Origin of the sequence: Cupriavidus necator, assembly GCF_016127575.1 — a bacterium.
Lineage (GTDB): Bacteria > Pseudomonadota > Gammaproteobacteria > Burkholderiales > Burkholderiaceae > Cupriavidus > Cupriavidus necator_D.
Window position 1 is genome coordinate 1,851,640 of record NZ_CP066019.1, and the last position, 17,106, is coordinate 1,868,745.

At 65.8% G+C, this 17,106-nt stretch carries 15 protein-coding genes and 1 pseudogene; 5 read left to right on the forward strand and 11 right to left on the reverse strand.

Annotated elements, in window-relative coordinates; all coding sequences use genetic code 11:
- Positions 1-26: 26 nt before the first annotated feature.
- Positions 27-809, reverse strand: coding sequence for a 2-ketocyclohexanecarboxyl-CoA hydrolase (badI, locus tag I6H87_RS27330; protein WP_010810198.1), 783 nt, complete (start codon positions 807-809; stop codon positions 27-29).
- A 30-nt stretch (positions 810-839) separates the two neighbouring features.
- The gene (gene badH, locus I6H87_RS27335) at positions 840-1,607 is read right to left on the reverse strand and encodes a 2-hydroxycyclohexanecarboxyl-CoA dehydrogenase (protein WP_011617415.1); all 768 of its coding nucleotides are present in this window, start codon (positions 1,605-1,607) and stop codon (positions 840-842) included.
- A gap of 139 nt (positions 1,608-1,746) precedes the next feature.
- Here badH and I6H87_RS27340 point away from each other — a divergent pair, with 139 nt between their 5' ends.
- Both I6H87_RS27340 and I6H87_RS27345 read left to right on the forward strand, forming a co-directional pair.
- The gene (locus I6H87_RS27340; RefSeq protein ID WP_041688483.1) at positions 1,747-2,268 is read left to right on the forward strand and encodes a MarR family winged helix-turn-helix transcriptional regulator; all 522 of its coding nucleotides are present in this window, start codon (positions 1,747-1,749) and stop codon (positions 2,266-2,268) included.
- 274 nt (positions 2,269-2,542) lie between these two features.
- Positions 2,543-2,836: a GYD domain-containing protein gene (locus I6H87_RS27345; RefSeq protein WP_010810201.1), complete on the forward strand. Its 294-nt coding sequence runs from the start codon at positions 2,543-2,545 to the stop codon at positions 2,834-2,836.
- A 77-nt stretch (positions 2,837-2,913) separates the two neighbouring features.
- Here I6H87_RS27345 and I6H87_RS27350 read toward each other — a convergent pair whose 3' ends face one another.
- From I6H87_RS27350 to I6H87_RS27375, 6 genes are all read right to left on the reverse strand, one after another.
- Entirely contained in the window at positions 2,914-3,930 is a 1,017-nt protein-coding gene (locus tag I6H87_RS27350; RefSeq protein WP_010810202.1) for a zinc-binding alcohol dehydrogenase family protein, read from the reverse strand.
- 169 nt (positions 3,931-4,099) lie between these two features.
- Positions 4,100-6,916: a formate dehydrogenase subunit alpha gene (fdhF, locus tag I6H87_RS27355; RefSeq protein ID WP_011617417.1), complete on the reverse strand. Its 2,817-nt coding sequence runs from the start codon at positions 6,914-6,916 to the stop codon at positions 4,100-4,102.
- A gap of 9 nt (positions 6,917-6,925) precedes the next feature.
- The gene (locus I6H87_RS27360) at positions 6,926-8,635 is read right to left on the reverse strand and encodes an NADH-ubiquinone oxidoreductase-F iron-sulfur binding region domain-containing protein (protein WP_011617418.1); all 1,710 of its coding nucleotides are present in this window, start codon (positions 8,633-8,635) and stop codon (positions 6,926-6,928) included.
- 180 nt (positions 8,636-8,815) lie between these two features.
- The gene (oxlT, locus tag I6H87_RS27365) at positions 8,816-10,135 is read right to left on the reverse strand and encodes an oxalate/formate MFS antiporter (RefSeq protein ID WP_010810205.1); all 1,320 of its coding nucleotides are present in this window, start codon (positions 10,133-10,135) and stop codon (positions 8,816-8,818) included.
- A gap of 679 nt (positions 10,136-10,814) precedes the next feature.
- On the reverse strand, positions 10,815-11,033 hold the full coding sequence (locus I6H87_RS27370; protein ID WP_010810206.1) for a hypothetical protein: 219 nt from the start codon (positions 11,031-11,033) through the stop codon (positions 10,815-10,817).
- Positions 11,034-11,181: 148 nt separating this feature from the next.
- Positions 11,182-12,105 (reverse strand): LysR family transcriptional regulator, encoded by a 924-nt coding sequence (locus I6H87_RS27375; protein ID WP_011617419.1) that lies wholly within the window; start codon positions 12,103-12,105, stop codon positions 11,182-11,184.
- A gap of 318 nt (positions 12,106-12,423) precedes the next feature.
- Between I6H87_RS27375 and I6H87_RS27380 the strand changes: the two genes are divergently transcribed.
- Positions 12,424-13,365 carry a LysR family transcriptional regulator gene (locus tag I6H87_RS27380; protein WP_010810208.1) on the forward strand — a complete coding sequence of 314 codons (942 nt, stop codon included), beginning with the start codon at positions 12,424-12,426 and terminating at the stop codon, positions 13,363-13,365.
- 104 nt (positions 13,366-13,469) lie between these two features.
- Positions 13,470-13,775, forward strand: a complete 306-nt coding sequence (locus I6H87_RS27385; RefSeq protein WP_010810209.1) for an HAD family hydrolase — start codon at positions 13,470-13,472, stop codon at positions 13,773-13,775.
- A 65-nt stretch (positions 13,776-13,840) separates the two neighbouring features.
- Here the strand turns inward: I6H87_RS27385 and I6H87_RS27390 are convergent, their stop codons facing one another.
- Both I6H87_RS27390 and I6H87_RS27395 read right to left on the reverse strand, forming a co-directional pair.
- The gene (locus I6H87_RS27390; protein ID WP_041688146.1) at positions 13,841-14,158 is read right to left on the reverse strand and encodes a HigA family addiction module antitoxin; all 318 of its coding nucleotides are present in this window, start codon (positions 14,156-14,158) and stop codon (positions 13,841-13,843) included.
- Between the two features lie 11 nt (positions 14,159-14,169).
- Positions 14,170-14,447 (reverse strand): annotated as a pseudogene (locus I6H87_RS27395) (type II toxin-antitoxin system RelE/ParE family toxin).
- A gap of 253 nt (positions 14,448-14,700) precedes the next feature.
- Here I6H87_RS27395 and I6H87_RS27400 point away from each other — a divergent pair.
- A complete protein-coding gene (locus I6H87_RS27400; RefSeq protein WP_010810212.1) occupies positions 14,701-15,306 on the forward strand; it encodes a TetR/AcrR family transcriptional regulator in 606 nt (201 codons plus the stop codon).
- Positions 15,307-15,312: 6 nt separating this feature from the next.
- Here I6H87_RS27400 and I6H87_RS27405 read toward each other — a convergent pair whose 3' ends face one another.
- Entirely contained in the window at positions 15,313-16,890 is a 1,578-nt protein-coding gene (locus I6H87_RS27405) for an AMP-binding protein (protein WP_011617421.1), read from the reverse strand.
- Positions 16,891-17,106 lie beyond the last annotated feature (216 nt).

The following is a 17,106-nucleotide window of genomic DNA, read 5'->3' on the forward strand; positions in this document are numbered from 1 at the left end:
GTCTCCGCTGGTTCGGACGGCACGGCTTACTTCGCGTACTTGCGGAACTCGGGCTTGCGCTTTTCCTGGAAAGCGCGCACGCCTTCGCGCGATTCCTCGGTGTCGTAATAGAGCTTGAGCGCGTACATGCCCATGCCGGCGATGCCGCTCTGGTGCGCGGTATCGAGATTGAAGGAGCGCTTGGCAATGGCGATCGCGGTGGGACTCTTCTCCATGATCTCGTCGCACCACTTCTGTACCTCGGCATCGAGCTGCTCGTGCGGCACCACCGCATTGACCAGCCCCATTGCCAGCGCTTCCGCGGCCGGATAGCGGCGGCACAGGTACCAGATCTCGCGCGCCTTCTTCTCGCCCACCACGCGCGCCAGGAAGGCGGTGCCGTAGCCCGGGTCGACCGAACCGACCTTGGGCCCGACCTGCCCGAATACGGCCTTGTCCGACGCGATGGTGAAATCGCAGATCGTGCACAGCACGTTGCCGCCGCCCACGGCATAGCCCTGCACGCGCGCGATCACCGGCTTGGGCACGTCGCGGATGGCGTTGTGCAGTTCTTCCATCGGCAGGCCGATGGTGCCGCGGCCGTCGTACTGGCCCTCGTGCGCGGACTGGTCGCCGCCGGTGCAGAAGGCCTTTTCGCCGGCACCGGCCAGCACGATGGCGCCGATCTCGCGGTCATAGCCGGCGCGGTTGATGGCGTGGATCAGTTCGTCGCAGGTGCGCCCGCGGAAGGCGTTCATCTTTTCCGGGCGGTTGATGAGGATCCAGGCGGCGCCGTTGCGCACTTCGTACAGGATGTCTTCGTATTGCATGGTGGTCTCCGTTTTCTGGTGTTTGCTTGCTCAGCCGTTCATGGTCAGGCCGCCCGACACGCTCAGCACCTGGCCGGTGATAAAGCCGGCGTCGTCGCTGGCAAAGAACAGCACTGCGCCGGGCAGGTCGTCGGGCTGGCCGATGCGGCCCAGCGGGATCGAGCGGGTAAAGGCTTCCACCAGCTTCTCGGGGTTGCCCGCACCCTGCTTGTAGTCTTCGAACAGCGCGGTCTCGGTCGGCCCTGGGCACACCACGTTGACGGTGATGCCGTGGCGCGCATGTTCGCGGGCAATCGTCTTGGAGAACGACACCAACCCACCCTTGCATGCGGCATAGACCGCCTCGCCGGACGAACCCACGCGCGCCGCGTCCGAGGCAATGCTGACGATGCGTCCGCGCCGGCGCGCGACCATGCCCGGCAGCACCGCGTGGTGCATGTGCAGCGCGCCGATCAGGTTGATGGCGATCAGCCGATCCCATTGCGCGGGCTCGGTCTTGATGAATGGCTTGAACACATCCCAGCCGGCGTTGTTGACCAGCACGTCCACCGGGCCCAGGCCCTGCTCCACTGCCGCCACCGCGGCATCCACGCTGGCGCGCTCGGTGATGTCGCAGCGGATCGCCAGCGCCCGCCCGCCAGCCTCGCGGATCTGGCCGGCGACGCGCTCGGCCGCTTCCGGGTTAAGGTCGAGTACGCCCACCGCCGCCCCGGCGCGCGCAAAGCGCAAACACGTTGCACCGCCGATACCACCGCCACCACCGGTCACGATGACCGTCTTGCCTTCAAGTCCTTGCACAGCGTTCTCCTTTCAGGATTCCGGTGCTATCGTGCCGGCCATGACGCCGTCACATCGCACCGCCAATTAGGTAAATATATTTACCTATAATAGGAGGCAGCCATTGCCTGCGCAAGACGCCAACACTGTGAAAAAGACTATGGTTAACCCGGACGTAGAAGTAGAACTCCCCACAAACGCGCGCATGGAACTGGCCAACCGGCTTTTCTTCCGGCTATACCAATGCGCAAATATGTTGCATAAAACGGGATCACGAGCCGTCGAGGCAGAGGGCCTGACGACGCAGCAGTGGGCCGTGCTCGGCGCGTTGTCGCGTCCGGAAGCCGCCGATGGCATGAGCGTGGGCGACCTGGCCCGCTACCTGATGGTGAGCCGGCAAAACCTGTCAGGACTGGTCAGCCGGATGGAACGCGACGGCCACGTCACGCTGGCCCCGGACGGCCGCGACCGCCGCTCACGGCTGATACGGATGAGCGAACCGGGCCGGGAGGTCTGGCTGCACCAGGCGCAGCCGAAGATCCGGGCCTATTACGAGCAGGCGCTGACGGGGTTTTCTACCAATGACCTGACGCACACGCTGCATTACCTGCTCAAGTTGCTGGACAACATGCGTGCGCTCGACACGCCCGACAGCGCAGACGGTGGCAGCCCAGGGGACTGAGTCGCACGCAGTATCGCAACTGAAACACACCGGCACACACCGGCCGGCTGGAACAGCCGAGCGCGCGTCCGCGATCCGCATCCTGGCCTGCCGCGCCGACTGGCGCGCAATATGCGTTGGCATGAAGTTGCTCAGACATCGCGAGCATCAACGGTGAGGCGCCATGCCATTCGCGCCTCGCCACGCCCCGAAGCCCTGAACCACTGCCCCGGCCGCTTGCCCCATGCACGCCGCCGGGACGGCGACCGATCCAACCATAACCGGAGGTCCCGCCATGACCCGCTACATCGTGCTAGCCAGCTTCACCGACCAGGGCATCCGCACCGTCAAGGACACCACCAAGCGCGCGGCCGCCGTGCGCGAGATGGGGGCACGCCTGGGCGTGCAGATGAAAGACATCTACTGGACGCTGGGCGAATACGACATCGTGCTCACCGTCGAAGCGCCCGACGACGAGACCATGACCAGCTTCGGGCTGACCATCGGCGCAGCCGGCAACGTGCGCACCCAAACCCTGCGCGCCTTCAATAGCGACGAGATGCAGAGCATCCTCGGCAAGATGGGCTGACCCCTGCCCCGGGAACGCACAACGCCCGCCGGGGCATCCCGGCGGACGTTGTCGTTTGCCGGGCGCGGCACGCCGGCTCAGAACCCTTCCAGCACCAGCTTGCCGATAGTGCGCCCGCCTTCCAGCATGGCGTGCGCGCGCCGCAGGTTCTCCGCATTGATGCGCCCCAGGTTCTCGCCCAGCGTGGTCTGCAGGCGCCCGGCATCGACCAGCCGCGTGACCTCGTTAAGCAGACGATGCTGCGCGACCATGTCGGGCGTGCTGTACATGGCGCGCGTGAACATGAATTCCCAGACGAAGGTGGCGCTCTTGTTCTTGAGCAATTCCACCGGCAACGGCCGCGTATTTGCGACGATCGTGCAGATCTTGCCCTGCGGGGCGACCACTTCAGCCATCGCCGGGAAATGCCCGTCGATGTCGTTGAAGCAGAGGATGTAGTCGACCTCGGCAAATCCCAGCGCCTTCAGCTGCGCCGGCAGATCGCCACGATGGTCAACCGTATGGTCGGCGCCAAGGCGGCGGCACCATTCCTGCGACTCGGGCCGCGACGCGGTGGCGATCACGGTCAGCCCGGCCAGCACCTTGGCCAGCTGGATGCCGATCGAGCCCACGCCGCCCGCGCCGCCGATGATCAGCACCGGGCGCCCGGCGTGATCCCCATTGGGCGAAATGCCCAGCCGGTCGAACAGAGCCTCCCAGGCGGTGATCGCCGTCAGCGGCAGCGCCGCCGCGTTGGCGAAATCCAGCGAGGCAGGCTTGTGGCCGACGATGCGCTCATCGACCAGGTGGAACTCGGCGTTGGAGCCGGACCGAGTGATGCTGCCCGCGTAGTAGACCGGGTCGCCGACCTTGAACAGGGTCACCTCCGGCCCCACGGCGGCCACCGTGCCGGCCGCGTCCCAGCCCAGCACGCGCGGCGCGGGCTCTACCTGCGCCTTGGGCGCGCGCACCTTGGTGTCGACCGGGTTGACCGAGACGGCCTCAACCTTCACCAGCAGGTCGCGGCCGCCGGGGCTGGGCATGTCGATCTCCACGTCTTGCAGCGAACGCGGGTCGGAGATGGGCAGGTACTGGGTCAGGCCGATGGCTTTCATGGCGGGCTCCGGGTTGTGTAGGGAATGAACCGAAGCGTAGCCTGTCACGATTGATTTGATTAGCCGGAAGCTACAGCAATCAATTTCCCGAAACTCCGGATAATCACCCAACAAAAAGGGCCGCCTGCGCTACCCGCGCAGACGGCCCCGCCAGGGCTTGCCGTCGGCCCTACACCGCCGCCAGGATCTGCCCGCCGCCGTAGCTCGACTGCTCCGGCGGCGCGCCGCCCAGTGCCATCTTCACCGCGCAGTACTTGAACTCCGGGATCTTGCCGAAGGGGTCCAGTGCCGCATTGGTCAGCTTGTTGATCGCCGCCTCGTAATAGCAGAACGGCACGAACACCGCCCCGCGCGGCGTGCCGGCATCGGCCCGCGCGTACAGCGTGACTTCGCCGCGGCGCGATGCCAGCGTGACCACGTCGCCCGGCTTGCCGCCCAGCGCGTCCAGGTCCAGCGGGTGCACCAGCGCCACCGGATCGGGCTCGATCGCATCCAGCACGCCGGCGCGCCGCGTCATGCTGCCGGTGTGCCAGTGCTCGAGCTGGCGGCCGGTGATCAGCACCATCGGGTAGTCGATATCGGGCCGCTCGGCTGCCGGGATGATGTCGGCCGGCACGAAGCGCCCCCGGCCGCTGGCGGTCGGGAAGCTGTCGATAAAGATCACCGGTTCGCCCGGGTCGCCCTCTTCCTTGCACGGATAAGTCACTGCGTGTTCGCGCTCCAGCCGCTCCCAGGTCACGCCGCCGATGCTGGGCATGGCCTGGCGCATCTCGTCGAAGACCTCGGCCACGCCGTCGTAGTGCCAGTCCAGCCCCAGCTGCGCCGCCATCTGCTGGATGATCCACAGGTCCTGGCGCGCCTGCCCCGGCGGGTTCAATGCCTGGCGGCCGAGCTGGACGGTGCGGTCGGTGTTGGTGAAGGTGCCGGTCTTCTCCGGGAAGGCCGAAGCCGGCAGCACCACGTCGGCCAGGTAGGCGGTCTCGGTCAGGAAAATGTCCTGCACCACCAGGTGGTCGAGCGAGGCCAGCGCCTGGCGCGCATGCTCGGCGTCGGGGTCTGACATCGCCGGGTTCTCACCCATGATGTACATGCCGCGCACCTCGCCGCGCTCGATCGCCTGCATCACCTCGACCACGGTCAGGCCGGGCTGGCGGTCCAGCGGCATGCCCCACAGCGCCTCGAAGCTGGCGATCGCCACGGGATCGTCCACGCGGCGGTAGTCCGGGTACATCATCGGGATCAGGCCGGCATCGGACGCGCCCTGCACGTTGTTCTGGCCGCGCAGCGGATGCAGGCCGGTGCCGGGGCGGCCGATCTGGCCGGTCATCAGCGCCAGCGCGATCAGGCAGCGCGCGTTGTCAGTGCCGTGCACGTGCTGCGACACGCCCATGCCCCACAGGATCATCGAGGCCTTGGACGTGGCATACAGCCGCGCCACCTCGCGGATGACTTCGGCCTCGATGCCGCACACCGGCGCCATCAGTTCCGGGCTGTACGCCGCGACATTGCGCTGCAGCTCGTCAAAGCCGATGGTGCGGCTGTCGATGAAGTCCTGGTCCACCAGGCCCTCGGTGACGATGACATGCATCATCGCGTTGAGCAGCGCCACGTCGGCATCGGGCTTGAACTGCATGAAGCGATGGGCAAAGCGCGCCAGGTCCGAGCGGCGCGGATCTGCCACGATCAGCTTGGTGCCGTTCTTCACCGCATTCTTGATCCAGCTGGCCGCGACCGGGTGGTTCACGGTCGGGTTGGCGCCGATCACGATCACCACCTCGGCCTTGTCGACATCCATCACCGGGTTCGATACCGCGCCCGAGCCGATCCCCTCCAGCAGCGCCGCCACCGACGAGGCATGGCACAGCCGCGTGCAGTGGTCGACGTTGTTGCTGCCAAACCCGGTGCGCACCAGCTTCTGGAACAGGTAGGCCTCTTCATTGCTGCCCTTGGCCGAGCCAAACCCTGCCAGCGCGCGCTTGCCGTGGGTGTCGCGGATCTGCGCGAGCTTGCCGCCAGCCAGCGCCAGCGCCTCTTCCCAGGTGGCCTCGCGGAACACGTCCATGACGTGGTCCGGATCCATGACGAAATCGCCCTGCTTGGGCACGCCTTCGCGGCGCACCAGCGGCACCGTCAGGCGCTGCGGATGCTGCACGTAGTCAAAACCGTAGCGGCCCTTCACGCACAGCCGCTCGTGGTTGGCCGGGCCATCGCGCCCTTCCACGAACAGGATGCGGTTGTCCTTGATGTTGTAGGTCAGCTGGCAGCCCACGCCGCAGTACGGGCAGACCGAGTCCACCTGCTTGTCCGGCACCGCCAGCGCGGCGTCGCGCGCGGGCATCAGCGCACCGGTCGGGCAGGCCTGCACGCATTCGCCGCAGGCCACGCAGGTCGACACGCCCATGGGGTCGTCCATGTCGAACACGATGCGGGCTTCGTCGCCGCGCAGGGCCAGGCCGATCACGTCGTTGACCTGCTCGTCGCGGCAGGCACGCAGGCAGCGCGTGCACTGGATGCAGGCATCCAGGTTGACGGCGATGGCCGGATGCGACAAATCCGCCGCCACGCGTTCGCGCGGGGCAAAGCGCGGCTTGCCGACCTCCAGCTTCGCGGCCCACTGGTCCAGCTCGTTGTGGCGGGTGTAGTCGGTCTCGGGCATGTCCGACTGCAGCAGTTCCAGCACCGTGCGCTGAGCGCGGCGGGCGCGCTCGGATTCGGTCTGCACCTGCATGCCCTCGGCGGGATAGCGGCAGCAGGACGGGGCCAGCACGCGCTCGCCCTGGATCTCGACCATGCAGGCGCGGCAGTTGCCGGCGGGCTCCAGGCCGTCCTTGTAGCACAGGTGCGGCACGTCGAAGCCTTCGCGCTGGGCCACCTTGAGCAGGCTTTCGCCGGGCTGGGCGCTCACCTCGCGGCCATTGAGCGTGAAGGTGACGGCTGGCTCGGCGGATTCGACAAGCGCGCGTTCGGCGCGGGTCAGTGCATTCATGTCAGTCTCTCAGGCCAGTTCGTGCGGGAAGTACTTGATGACGCAGTCGACGGGATTGGGCGCGGCCTGCCCCAGCCCGCAGATCGATGCATCGCGCATCACCGCGGACAGGTCATCCAGCGCCGGCAGGTCCCACTTCGGCTGGCGGATCAAGTCGAGCGTCTTGGCGGTGCCGGTGCGGCACGGTGTGCATTGCCCGCAGGACTCGTGCTTGAAGAAGTGCATCAGGTTGCGCGCTGCCTGCGTGGCGCTGTCCTGGTCGGACAGGATCACCACCGCGGCCGAGCCGATAAAGCAGCCGTAGGGCTGCAGCGTGTCGAAGTCCAGCGGGATATTGCCCATCGACGCCGGCAGGATGCCGCCCGAGGCCCCACCCGGCAGGTAGCCGTAGAACGCATGGCCGTCGAGCATGCCGCCGCAGTATTCATCGATCAGCTCGCGCACGGTAATGCCGGCCGGTGCCAGGTGCACGCCGGGGCGTTTCACGCGGCCCGAGACCGAGAACGAGCGCAGGCCCTTGCGCCCGTTGCGCCCCTGCGAGGCAAACCACTCGGCGCCCTTCTCGATGATGTCGCGCACCCAGTACAGGGTCTCGAAGTTGTGTTCCAGCGTGGGCCGTCCGAACAGGCCCACCTGCGCCACATAGGGCGGGCGCAGCCGCGGCATGCCGCGCTTGCCTTCGATCGACTCGATCATGGCCGACTCTTCGCCGCAGATATAGGCGCCCGCGCCGCGGCGCAGTTCGATCGTCGGCAGGCCGGGGATTGGCGGGTCTTGCTGCAGCCGCTGCAGTTCTTCCGCCAGCAGCTCGCGGCAGCCGGCGTATTCGTCGCGCAGGTAGATATAGATCGCTGACACGTTGACCACCGTCGCCGCGATCAGCATGCCTTCCAGGAAACGGTGCGGATCGCGTTCCAGGTAGACGCGGTCCTTGAAGGTGCCGGGCTCGCCCTCGTCGATGTTGATGGCCATCAACCGGGGCGCGGGCTCGTTCTGCACGATGCGCCATTTGCGCCCGGTCGGGAAGCCTGCGCCGCCCAGGCCGCGCAGGCCGGAGTCCTCCATCGTGCACAGCACGGCGGCCGGATCCAGGTCGCCGCTGGCGAGGGACTTCAGCAAGGCATAGCCGCCGTCCTTCCGGTAAGCGTCGTAGCCGATATAGGGCTCGGGCGCATGGCGCACGGCCTTTGCCTGCACGGCGGCGTCGATGGCCTCGGCCGTGGCGGTGTCGACCGGATTCTGCCCGACCAGCGCCGCGGGCGCCTTCTCGCAGCGGCCGATGCAGGGCGCGGCCACCACGCGCACTTCAGTGCCGAGCAGCGCGGGCAGCTTGTCGATCAGCGCCTGTGCGCCCGCCAGCTCGCAGGCAATGCCTTCGCATACGCGCACGGTCAACGCCGGCGGCGGTGCGATCTGGCCGTCGGCGTCCTCGCGTACCACGTCGAAGTGGTGGTAGAAGGTGGCGACTTCATAGACCTCGGTCATCGACAGCCGCAGTTCGCTGGCCAGCGCCACCAGGTGCGGCATCGCCAGCTGGCCGTAGCGGTCGTTGATGCAGTGCAGGTGTTCGATCAGCAAGTCGCGCCGGCGGGGCATGTCGCCCAGCGCCACGCGCACTTCGGCCAGCGCGGCCGCGTCTACCTGCCGGCCCTTGGGCTGGCGGCGCTTGCGCTGCCGGCCGAGCCCCGTCGCCTCGAGAGGAATGACAACCTGGTTCATGGCGTGCCTGGATTCTGTTTGTGGGTATCCGATGTGCGATCAGGAAGGCGCCCGGCGGGCCGCCTCCCTGTCGCTCTTTCTATTTTTCGTATTGTGCTACCGGGCGCGGCGCCTGTGCACGCATCGCAGCCGCCACGTCCGGATCCTGCCGGCGCCGGAGGCGCCGTACTGCTTTCTTCATCAGGTCAGGTCTTCCGGCACGGTACGGTAGCCCATCGGTGCCGAGGCATTGGCATGCACATACTTGCGGGCATGGGCCTCGCGCATCGGCTTGAGCACGAACAGCGCCATCACCGCGGTCAATGCCGCCATGCCGGAGGCCACCATGAAGACCGCATGCCAGCTGCCGGTGGCAGTGGTGATCACGCTGGAGAACGGCACCAGCAGCGCGGCCGTGCCCTTGGCGGTGTACAGCAGGCCCGCGTTGGTGGCGGCAAACTTCGGCCCGAAGGTGTCGCCGCAGGTGGCAGGGAACAGGCTGTAGATCTCACCCCAGGCAAAGAACACCACGCCTGTCAGCACCACGAAGGCAACCGGATGGTGGCCGTACTTGGACAGCAGCAGGATGCCGATGGCCTCGACCCCGAAGGCAAAGAACATGGTGCGTTCACGGCCGATATGATCGGAGATCCAGCCGAAGAACGGGCGCGTCAGGCCATTGAGCACGCGGTCGATGGTCAGTGCGAAGGTCAGCGCCGGCAAGGTCAGGCCGAGGATCGAGATCGGGGCGTCGTGCAGGCCGAAGTCCTTGGCGATCGGGCCGAGCTGGGCGGTGGCCATCAGGCCGCCGGCGGCCATCATCACGAACATCGCGTACATGACCCAGAAGATCGGCGACTTCAGCACCTCGCGCGGCGAAGCGTTGTAGGTTGCGGCAGCCTTCAGCGTGGACTTGACCTCGCTCAGGATCTTGGCCGACGGCGGGTACAGGGCCATGCCCAGGATGAACACGATCAGGCCCTGGCCAAGACCGAACCACAGGAACGCAGCCTCATAGCCCGAAGTCTTGATCATGTTGGCAATGGGCACCACGGTCAGCGCCGAGCCCGCGCCGAAACCGGCTGCGGTAATCCCCGCTGCCAGGCCCCGGCGATTGGGAAACCATTTCAGCGCGTTGCCCACGCAGGTGCCATACACAGCGCCCGCGCCCAGGCCGCCGATCGCCGCCGCGAAGTAAAGCATGGGCAGCGAGGACGCCACCGAGTTCAGGGCCCAGGCAATGGCGCACAGCAGGCCGCCGCCCACCACTACCGGACGCGGGCCGTACTTGTCGACCAGATAGCCTTCAATCGGGACCAGCCAGGTTTCCGTCACGACGAAGATGGTGAAGGCCACCTGGATCGCGGTGCGGCCCCAGTGGTACTTGTCGTCGATCGGGTTGACGAACAGCGTCCAGCCGTATTGCATGTTGGCGATCATCGCCATGCAGATCACGCCGAATACCAGTTGCACCCACGGCGACGCAAAGCGCGACGTGGACTCCCTCTGCTGCAATTCCATGATGTCTCCTTATAGCGGCGTGCCGCCAAGGTGGAAGATGGGCGCCTGTAGACGCCTCTGCGTGACTCTCAGTCAAAGAACAGCTGAGCCGTTCTAGTGCTATACGGTATGTGATATATCAGGTAAGTCAAGCGTATTCGTCGCGGCTCTGCAGCATGGGACCGCGGTGAGTGACGCCTGGGTGGCCGTTGCTGCAGTGCGACTGGTGCGCACACTGCATCAATGGCCGGTCCGACAGCATCCGGAGTCGTTGGAAATCAAGCAGTTGCCATGCATCGGCACATTAATCGGCCGACTGATGGCATCCGCAAGAATGCCGGGGATCGCGCCCCGGAAAAATCGGGAAAACGATGAATTGGGGAAAGTCCCTAGATGCATACATTAATGTCTGATGACGCGCGTATGGCTTGGGAACGACGCCGGAAGCGGCGTTAAAGACACAGCAGGGAGCCTGCCGGCCTGGAACCGGGGCGCAGGAAGAGGGGTCGTGCCGGGCGATCGCTGGCAGCGATCGGGGAGGAAGATGGTGGCGGCCGCAGGTTCGTGCAGAACCCTGCCCTGGCTCGCGGCGAATGCCGCAGATCAGGTATCAACCGAGGTACTGCCACAAGGGGTGCCGGCCGCTACAACCCTTGCTGGTTGCGCGGTTCAGCGCGATGGCGCATGGCGCCGGCGCGCATTACGCGTAGGCCAGCTCACCGGCAGCGGGCACAATGCGCGACGGGCTGGCACGGCCCACGCCATCGCCTTCCTGGTTCGAGCCCAGGCCGGCGAAGCGACCGTGCTCCTGCGCGGTCACCAGCACGTCCATCGGCAGGCGCGTGGCCAGCAGCGTGGTCACGCCGGCACCGGCAGCAATCAGGCCCAGGCCAAGAGCGAAGAGAAGAGCGACTTCCATTTGAAAACTCCAATAGCGTTGTGATCAGGAGTTTTCATTATATGCTGCACCGCACTATGTGTAAATATCCTGTATGTGATATATCAATAGAAGTTTTGCACTAATACAACGAATGCCCGCCCCATGCCCCCCTGATGAGCCGATTGCCTCACACCATGGTGGTTTTTCGATGCACCACCGGCGACTCCTGATATTCCTGGCCACGCAAGGCATCCCAGATTGCCGCGGCATTGGGCTTGAGCGAGCGGCTCTTGCGCCGAACCAGCATCACCGTGGAAGTCACCTGCGGACGCAGCGGCCGCATCACTGCCGCCGGATTCATGCCGCCCACCTGGGCACGCGACGGCACCACGCCGATGCCAAGGCCCAGCGCCACCATGCCGAACACTGCGGCAAAGTGGCCGAGCAACTGCAGCGAGCCCGCGCGCACGTGATAGCTGCTGAGCGCCTTCTCCACCGCGGGCTGCATGCCGCACTGCTGGTCCAGGGCCAGCACGCGGGCATCGCTCAGGTCGCCCCACCCTACCGCGTCGCGCATCGCCAGCGGGTGCTGGGCGGGCAGGACGGCGTGGTAGGCATCGACGCACAGCGGTTCACAATAGAGGTCGTCGGTTGGCTTCGGATCGGTGGCAATGCCGAAGTCCACCTCGCCGCTGCGCACGCTTTGCAGCACCGACTCCTGCGAGCGGTCCTTCAGGTGGATGGCAATCGCCGGCCACGCTTGCCGGCAGCCGGCCAGCCACGTCGGCACCGACATCGAGCTGAGCACCGGATCCGAAGCGATCTGCACCAGGCCCTGGCACGGACGGCTGGCGCTCTGGCTGTCGCGCAGGGTCTGCTCGACCTCTTCGATCAGGTGGCAGATGCGCTGCGACAGGTGCTGGCCGGCATCGGTCAGTTCCACCTGGCGCGTGGTACGGTCGAACAGGCGCTGGTCGATCTCTTCTTCCAGTTCACGCACGCTGCGGCTGACCGCGGATTGCGTCAGGCCCAGTTCAACCGAGGCACGCGTAAAGCTCTTGTGCCGCGCCACTGCGGCGAAGGCCTTCAGTTGGGGGAGCGAGATATTCACGACCTGCCCCCCTGCCCCGCATCGGCGTGGCTGCGACGGGCCTCTTCAGGCATGGCGGGGTGCCGCGTTGCACGCACCGTTGCATTCAGTCCGGTCACGGTAGTCTCCTTGTGTATTTTTTGTCGTGGCTGTAGGCAGCCATCGTTGTTATCGGCCATGCTTGTGGCCATTGGCGGGCTCCTGGCGCAAGCCGGAGAGCCGGATTCGGGGCGGGGCAGGCAAATCCGACGATTGATGCTACTTGAATCTAAGATCAGCACTGCATAAAGTTTTTTATCGTTTATATAGCCAATCGTTTATATATTGCACGGGACGAGGATGAGGAACGCCACACTGCGGCAGTTGAAGGTCTTTGAGACCGTTGCCCGCCATATGAGCTTTTCACGCGCTGCCGAGGAACTGCACCTGACGCAGCCCGCGGTATCGACCCAGGTGCGCCAGCTGGAGCACCACGTGGGGCTGCCCCTGTTCGAGCAGTTGGGCAAGAAGATCTACCTGACCCCGGCGGGCCACGAGATGCTGCATTACAGTCGCAGCATCATCCAGCAGTTCCGCGAGGCCGAAGACGCCATGTCCCAGCTCAAGGGCATCTCCGGCGGCCGGCTCAACGTGGCGGTGATCAGCGCCGGCGACTATTTCTTTCCGCGCCTGCTGGCCGAGTTCATGAACCGCCATGAAGGCGTGACGCTGAACCTTGCCGTGCATAACCGCGAGGAATTGCTGCACCAGCTGGCCGGCAACCTGACCGACCTGGCGGTGATGGTGCGTCCGCCCGAAGGCATGGACACCATCAACGAGGCCTTCGCCCCCCATCCCTATGTCATCGTGGCTGCGCCCACCCACCCGCTGGTCGGACAGCGCAATATCCCGCTGGCCGAGCTGGCTGATGAAGCCTTCGTTTCACGCGAGAAAGGCTCGGATACCTGGAATTCAATGCAGGAGGGCTTTGCCGGGCGTCTGTCGAACATGCGCATCGCGATGGAGATCAAGAGCACCGAGACCATCAAGCAGGCCGTGATCGCCAATATGGGCATCGCCTTCCTGTCGGCGCACACGGTCGGCCTGGAATTGCAGGCCGGCAAGCTCGCGGTGCTGGACATCGAGGGCTTCCCGGTGATGCTCAACTGGTATGTGGTGCACCGCAAGAACAAGCGGCTGCCACCGGTGGCGCTGGCGTTCAAGCAGTTCCTGATGGAGGAAGGCGCGGGACTGATCGAGCGGATTACCGGGGTGGAAGGTTTGATCAGTCAGAATGCATAAACAATTGATTATGGTTTCGCTATGAAACTTTAATTATCGTAAATCATCCGCGGTCCCTATGCTTGTCTCAACCCAACCGCTACAGCGCATCTGAGGAGACGAGCATGAACCAGGTCCAGCAGGAAAGCAGCCAGGCTGCCATCACGGTCGGCACCGATAACCAACCCATTCCGCGCGACACCCAGCTCGCCGCCTACAACGCCGCGTTTATCGAGCTGGGCCTGCGCTTCCGCTGGGACGCCGAGATGTATGAATGGCTGTGCGGCATCGAATGCGAGAAGGCGCGCGTGGCCCGCTATATCGAAGAACACCACGCGCACCTGCTGGCCGCCTATGACGCCGCCTTTCTGAGCGCGCTGATCTTCGAGAAGAAGAACGAATACCTGCGCGCGGTCGGTCATCTCAACTGAAGGGCCGCTCGGTTCACGGCGAGGCGCGCGAGCGGCCTCGCCTTTTTGCCTGGCCCGCATGTCCCTCAGGCGAGGTCGGCCTCCGCTGCCTTACCTGCGGGGCGGGGCAGCCGTTTGATGCGCTTGCGCGGCCTTTGCGCCGCGACCCAGAGGTCGTATGCCATCTGCATGCCGCCCCACATCTCGCGGCTCGCGCCCAGGGCTCCTTCCAGGCGAATGGCAATATCCGGCGTGATCGATGCATGACCATTCAGGATGCGCGAGAGCGTTGCGCGCGTCACGCTGATGTGCGCGGCGAACGCCGTAATGGTCATATCGTCCATGCCAGCGAGCCAATCGGCCAGCACCGCGCCGGGGTGCGGCGGGTTGTGCATGCGCGTCATGATGAAGTCCTTCAGTGGTAGTCCTGGTAATCGACGACGATGACGTCGATGCCGTCGAACATGAATGTCAGCCGCCAGTTGCCATTGACGCTGACAGACCAGGGCCGGACATGTCGCCGCCCAGTTGATGCAGCTTCCAACCTGGCACCCCCATGTCCCGGGGTCTCGTGGCGTGATCCAGCGCACCGAGCTGATTGCGCAATCTCTGCGCGTGATGCGGCTGGATTCCCGCCTTGGAGCCAGTCTCGAAGAAACGTTTGAGGCCCGCATGGGCGAAACTCTTGATCATCGATTTCCAGGTAGCAAAGAATGTATAAGCGTTAGAAGCTTGCTTGCGTTGCCGGGGACGGACTCTATCACCTGAAGCGCACTGGGAAACCAGTCGGCGGCTGCTTTTGAGCCATTACTCATTCCGCGCCTGGGGGAGCTGGCGATGTGCCGGCCGGCATGGATCCATTGCCATGCCGGCCCGGGCGCAGTCGTCGTAAGATTCGGCATCAACACTCACGCGCCCGCCACTTGCCCGGCTTGCCACCCGTTTCATGCCGACTCGACGCACCGACGAAGAATTTGCCCACGAACTGACCCGGCTGCTGAGCACCGAAGGCGTGTCGTCGCTGACCATCGGCGAGATTGCCCGACGCATGCGCTGCTCACGGCGGCGCCTGTACGAGATCGCGCCGACCAAGGAAGCGCTATTCGTCGGCATCTGCCGCGACGTGCTCGCTGACAACCTGGAAAGGGGCTTTGCCGCGGCGCGCCGCGAAAGCGATGCGGCGCGGGCAGTGTCCGCCTACCTGCATGCCGCGCTCAACACATCGGGACTGAGCAAGGCCGCGCTGGCGGACCTGGATGCGATCGACAGCGGCCGGGCGGCATTCGACGACTACCAGCTGGCGCGCGTGCGCGGGCTTGAGAGCCTGCTCGAGGCAGGCATGCGGCAAGGGCTGATGGCGCCGCACAATCCGCGGCTGGTTTCCGAAGCGATCCTGGGCGCCGCGCACCGGCTGCGCAACCAGCAGTTCCTGAAGGAAACCGGCCTGAAGATCGGCGATGCCTTCAGCGAGTTCTACGAGATCATCCTGAACGGCCTGCTGTGCCGCGCGGACACCGGCGCGCGCTCGTCCCAGCCGCACGCCGGAAGGTAACCGCGCTCAGGCCACCTGCCTCTCCTGGCCGCCCCAGTAGCGGCCGCGGATGGCCTTGCGGTCGATCTTGCCCAGCGCGGTCAGCGGCAGCTCATCCACGAACACCACCTGCTTGGGCGCATTGACCACGCCCTTGTGCTGCGTCACGTGGCCGATCACGTCGGCCTCGGTAAGCGCGGCACCGGGCCGTGCCACGACCACGGCGGTGACCGCCTCGCCCCACTTGGGGTCGGGGATGCCGATCACCGCGGACATGGCGATGGCCGGGTGCAGCGCCAGGCAATGCTCCACCTCGCTCGGGTACACGTTGAAGCCGCCGCTGATGATCATGTCCTTGGCGCGGTCGACGATGTACAGGAAGCCCTCGCTGTCGCAACGGGCCATGTCGCCGGTATGCAGCCAGTCGCCGGCAAAGACCTTGGCGTCTTCCTCGGGCCGGTTCAGGTAGCCTTCCATCACCAGCGGACCGCGCACGCACAGCTCGCCCACCTCGCCCGGCGCGACTTCACGCAGGTCGGGGTCCAGCAGCTTGACCTGGTTGCCCGGGATCACCTTGCCGCACGAGCGCAGGCGCTCGGGGTTGTCCGGATCGTGGTCGCGCTGGCTCAGGTAGCTGATGCACATCGGCACTTCAGCCTGGCCATAGACCTGTCCGAACACCGGGCCGATGCGGCGCAGCGCGTCAGCGAGACGCACCGGCGCGATCGGCGCCGCGCCGTAGAGCACCAGCTCCAGGCTGGACAGGTCGGCCGCGTCCAGCCCGTCGCAATCGAGCAGGCCATAGATCTGCGTGGGCACCAAAAAGGTCAGGTTGATCCGTTGTTCGGCCACGCGTCGCAGGAAATCGGCGGGACTGAACTTGTCGCACACGTAGATGGTGCCGCCGCGCAGCAGCGTCGGCAGGAACAGGCTGCCGGACGCATGCGAGATCGGCGTGGTCACCAGATAGCGGATCTGCGCCGGCCATTCGTAGCTGGCCAGCATGTACTGCAGCACCGTCACCGTGGTCCGGTGCGTATGCAGGATGCCCTTGGAACGGCCAGTGGTGCCGCCGGTATAGGCCAGCCGGCTGATTTCCGTGGGGTCGTCGCCGGGAACCACGGGCGTGTCATCGAACGCAGCCGCCGCATTGGCCAGGCCAGGCCCGAACTCGCCATCGTCCAGCGGCAGGACCTGCAGGCCGGCGCCAGCTGCCAGCACGCGCGCGCGCTCGGTGAAGCGGGCGTTGTCCACCACCAGCGCCCGCACCCCGGCATCCTGCAGCACGAAGGCGTGATCCGCTTCCGATGCCATCGGATGCAGCGACACATTCTTCAGCCCGGCCAGCTGCGCGGCGATGATGGCGGCGACCGCTTCGGCGCGGTTGCCCACCAGGAAGGCCACGGCATCCTGGCGCGCCAGGCCGCGGGCGGCAAACAGCCGCGCGACGCGCGCGCACTGCCGCGCGAGCGCCTCATAGCTCAGCGTGGTGTCGTCGCCGACGATGGCGGGCACGCCGGGCCTGGCACGCAGCGCGGCCGCATAGAGCTGGCCCACCGTAGCGCCGCCATGGACTACCGCAGCGGCCGAAGCTTGACGGCTCATGTTGTCTCCTCGGATCTGTCTTTGTCAGGGCTCCCAATGTAGGAGGCATTCGGTACTCAGTCAACGATTTTGGTACCGAAAAGACCACGATCGGCTACGCCAAAGCGGCGCTGGAAGTGCATGCCGGCCACCTATTCGGGAAAACTCGGGGGACAATCGAGACCTGCGCGGCGGCCCCGGCCGGGGCCGCCGCGCAAACAGGAAACGGCCAGGACC

What these genes read in the sequence shown, in the direction of transcription:
- badI (WP_010810198.1), bottom strand. Translation starts at nt 809, where the DNA reads ATGCAATACGAAGACATCCTGTACGAAGTGCGCAACGGCGCCGCCTGG.
- I6H87_RS27340 (WP_041688483.1), top strand. Translation starts at nt 1,747, where the DNA reads ATGGTTAACCCGGACGTAGAAGTAGAACTCCCCACAAACGCGCGCATG.
- I6H87_RS27345 (WP_010810201.1), top strand. Translation starts at nt 2,543, where the DNA reads ATGACCCGCTACATCGTGCTAGCCAGCTTCACCGACCAGGGCATCCGC.
- I6H87_RS27350 (WP_010810202.1), bottom strand. Translation starts at nt 3,930, where the DNA reads ATGAAAGCCATCGGCCTGACCCAGTACCTGCCCATCTCCGACCCGCGT.
- fdhF (WP_011617417.1), bottom strand. Translation starts at nt 6,916, where the DNA reads ATGAATGCACTGACCCGCGCCGAACGCGCGCTTGTCGAATCCGCCGAG.
- I6H87_RS27360 (WP_011617418.1), bottom strand. Translation starts at nt 8,635, where the DNA reads ATGAACCAGGTTGTCATTCCTCTCGAGGCGACGGGGCTCGGCCGGCAG.
- oxlT (WP_010810205.1), bottom strand. Translation starts at nt 10,135, where the DNA reads ATGGAATTGCAGCAGAGGGAGTCCACGTCGCGCTTTGCGTCGCCGTGG.
- I6H87_RS27370 (WP_010810206.1), bottom strand. Translation starts at nt 11,033, where the DNA reads ATGGAAGTCGCTCTTCTCTTCGCTCTTGGCCTGGGCCTGATTGCTGCC.
- I6H87_RS27380 (WP_010810208.1), top strand. Translation starts at nt 12,424, where the DNA reads ATGAGGAACGCCACACTGCGGCAGTTGAAGGTCTTTGAGACCGTTGCC.
- I6H87_RS27385 (WP_010810209.1), top strand. Translation starts at nt 13,470, where the DNA reads ATGAACCAGGTCCAGCAGGAAAGCAGCCAGGCTGCCATCACGGTCGGC.
- I6H87_RS27390 (WP_041688146.1), bottom strand. Translation starts at nt 14,158, where the DNA reads ATGACGCGCATGCACAACCCGCCGCACCCCGGCGCGGTGCTGGCCGAT.
- I6H87_RS27400 (WP_010810212.1), top strand. Translation starts at nt 14,701, where the DNA reads ATGCCGACTCGACGCACCGACGAAGAATTTGCCCACGAACTGACCCGG.
- I6H87_RS27405 (WP_011617421.1), bottom strand. Translation starts at nt 16,890, where the DNA reads ATGAGCCGTCAAGCTTCGGCCGCTGCGGTAGTCCATGGCGGCGCTACG.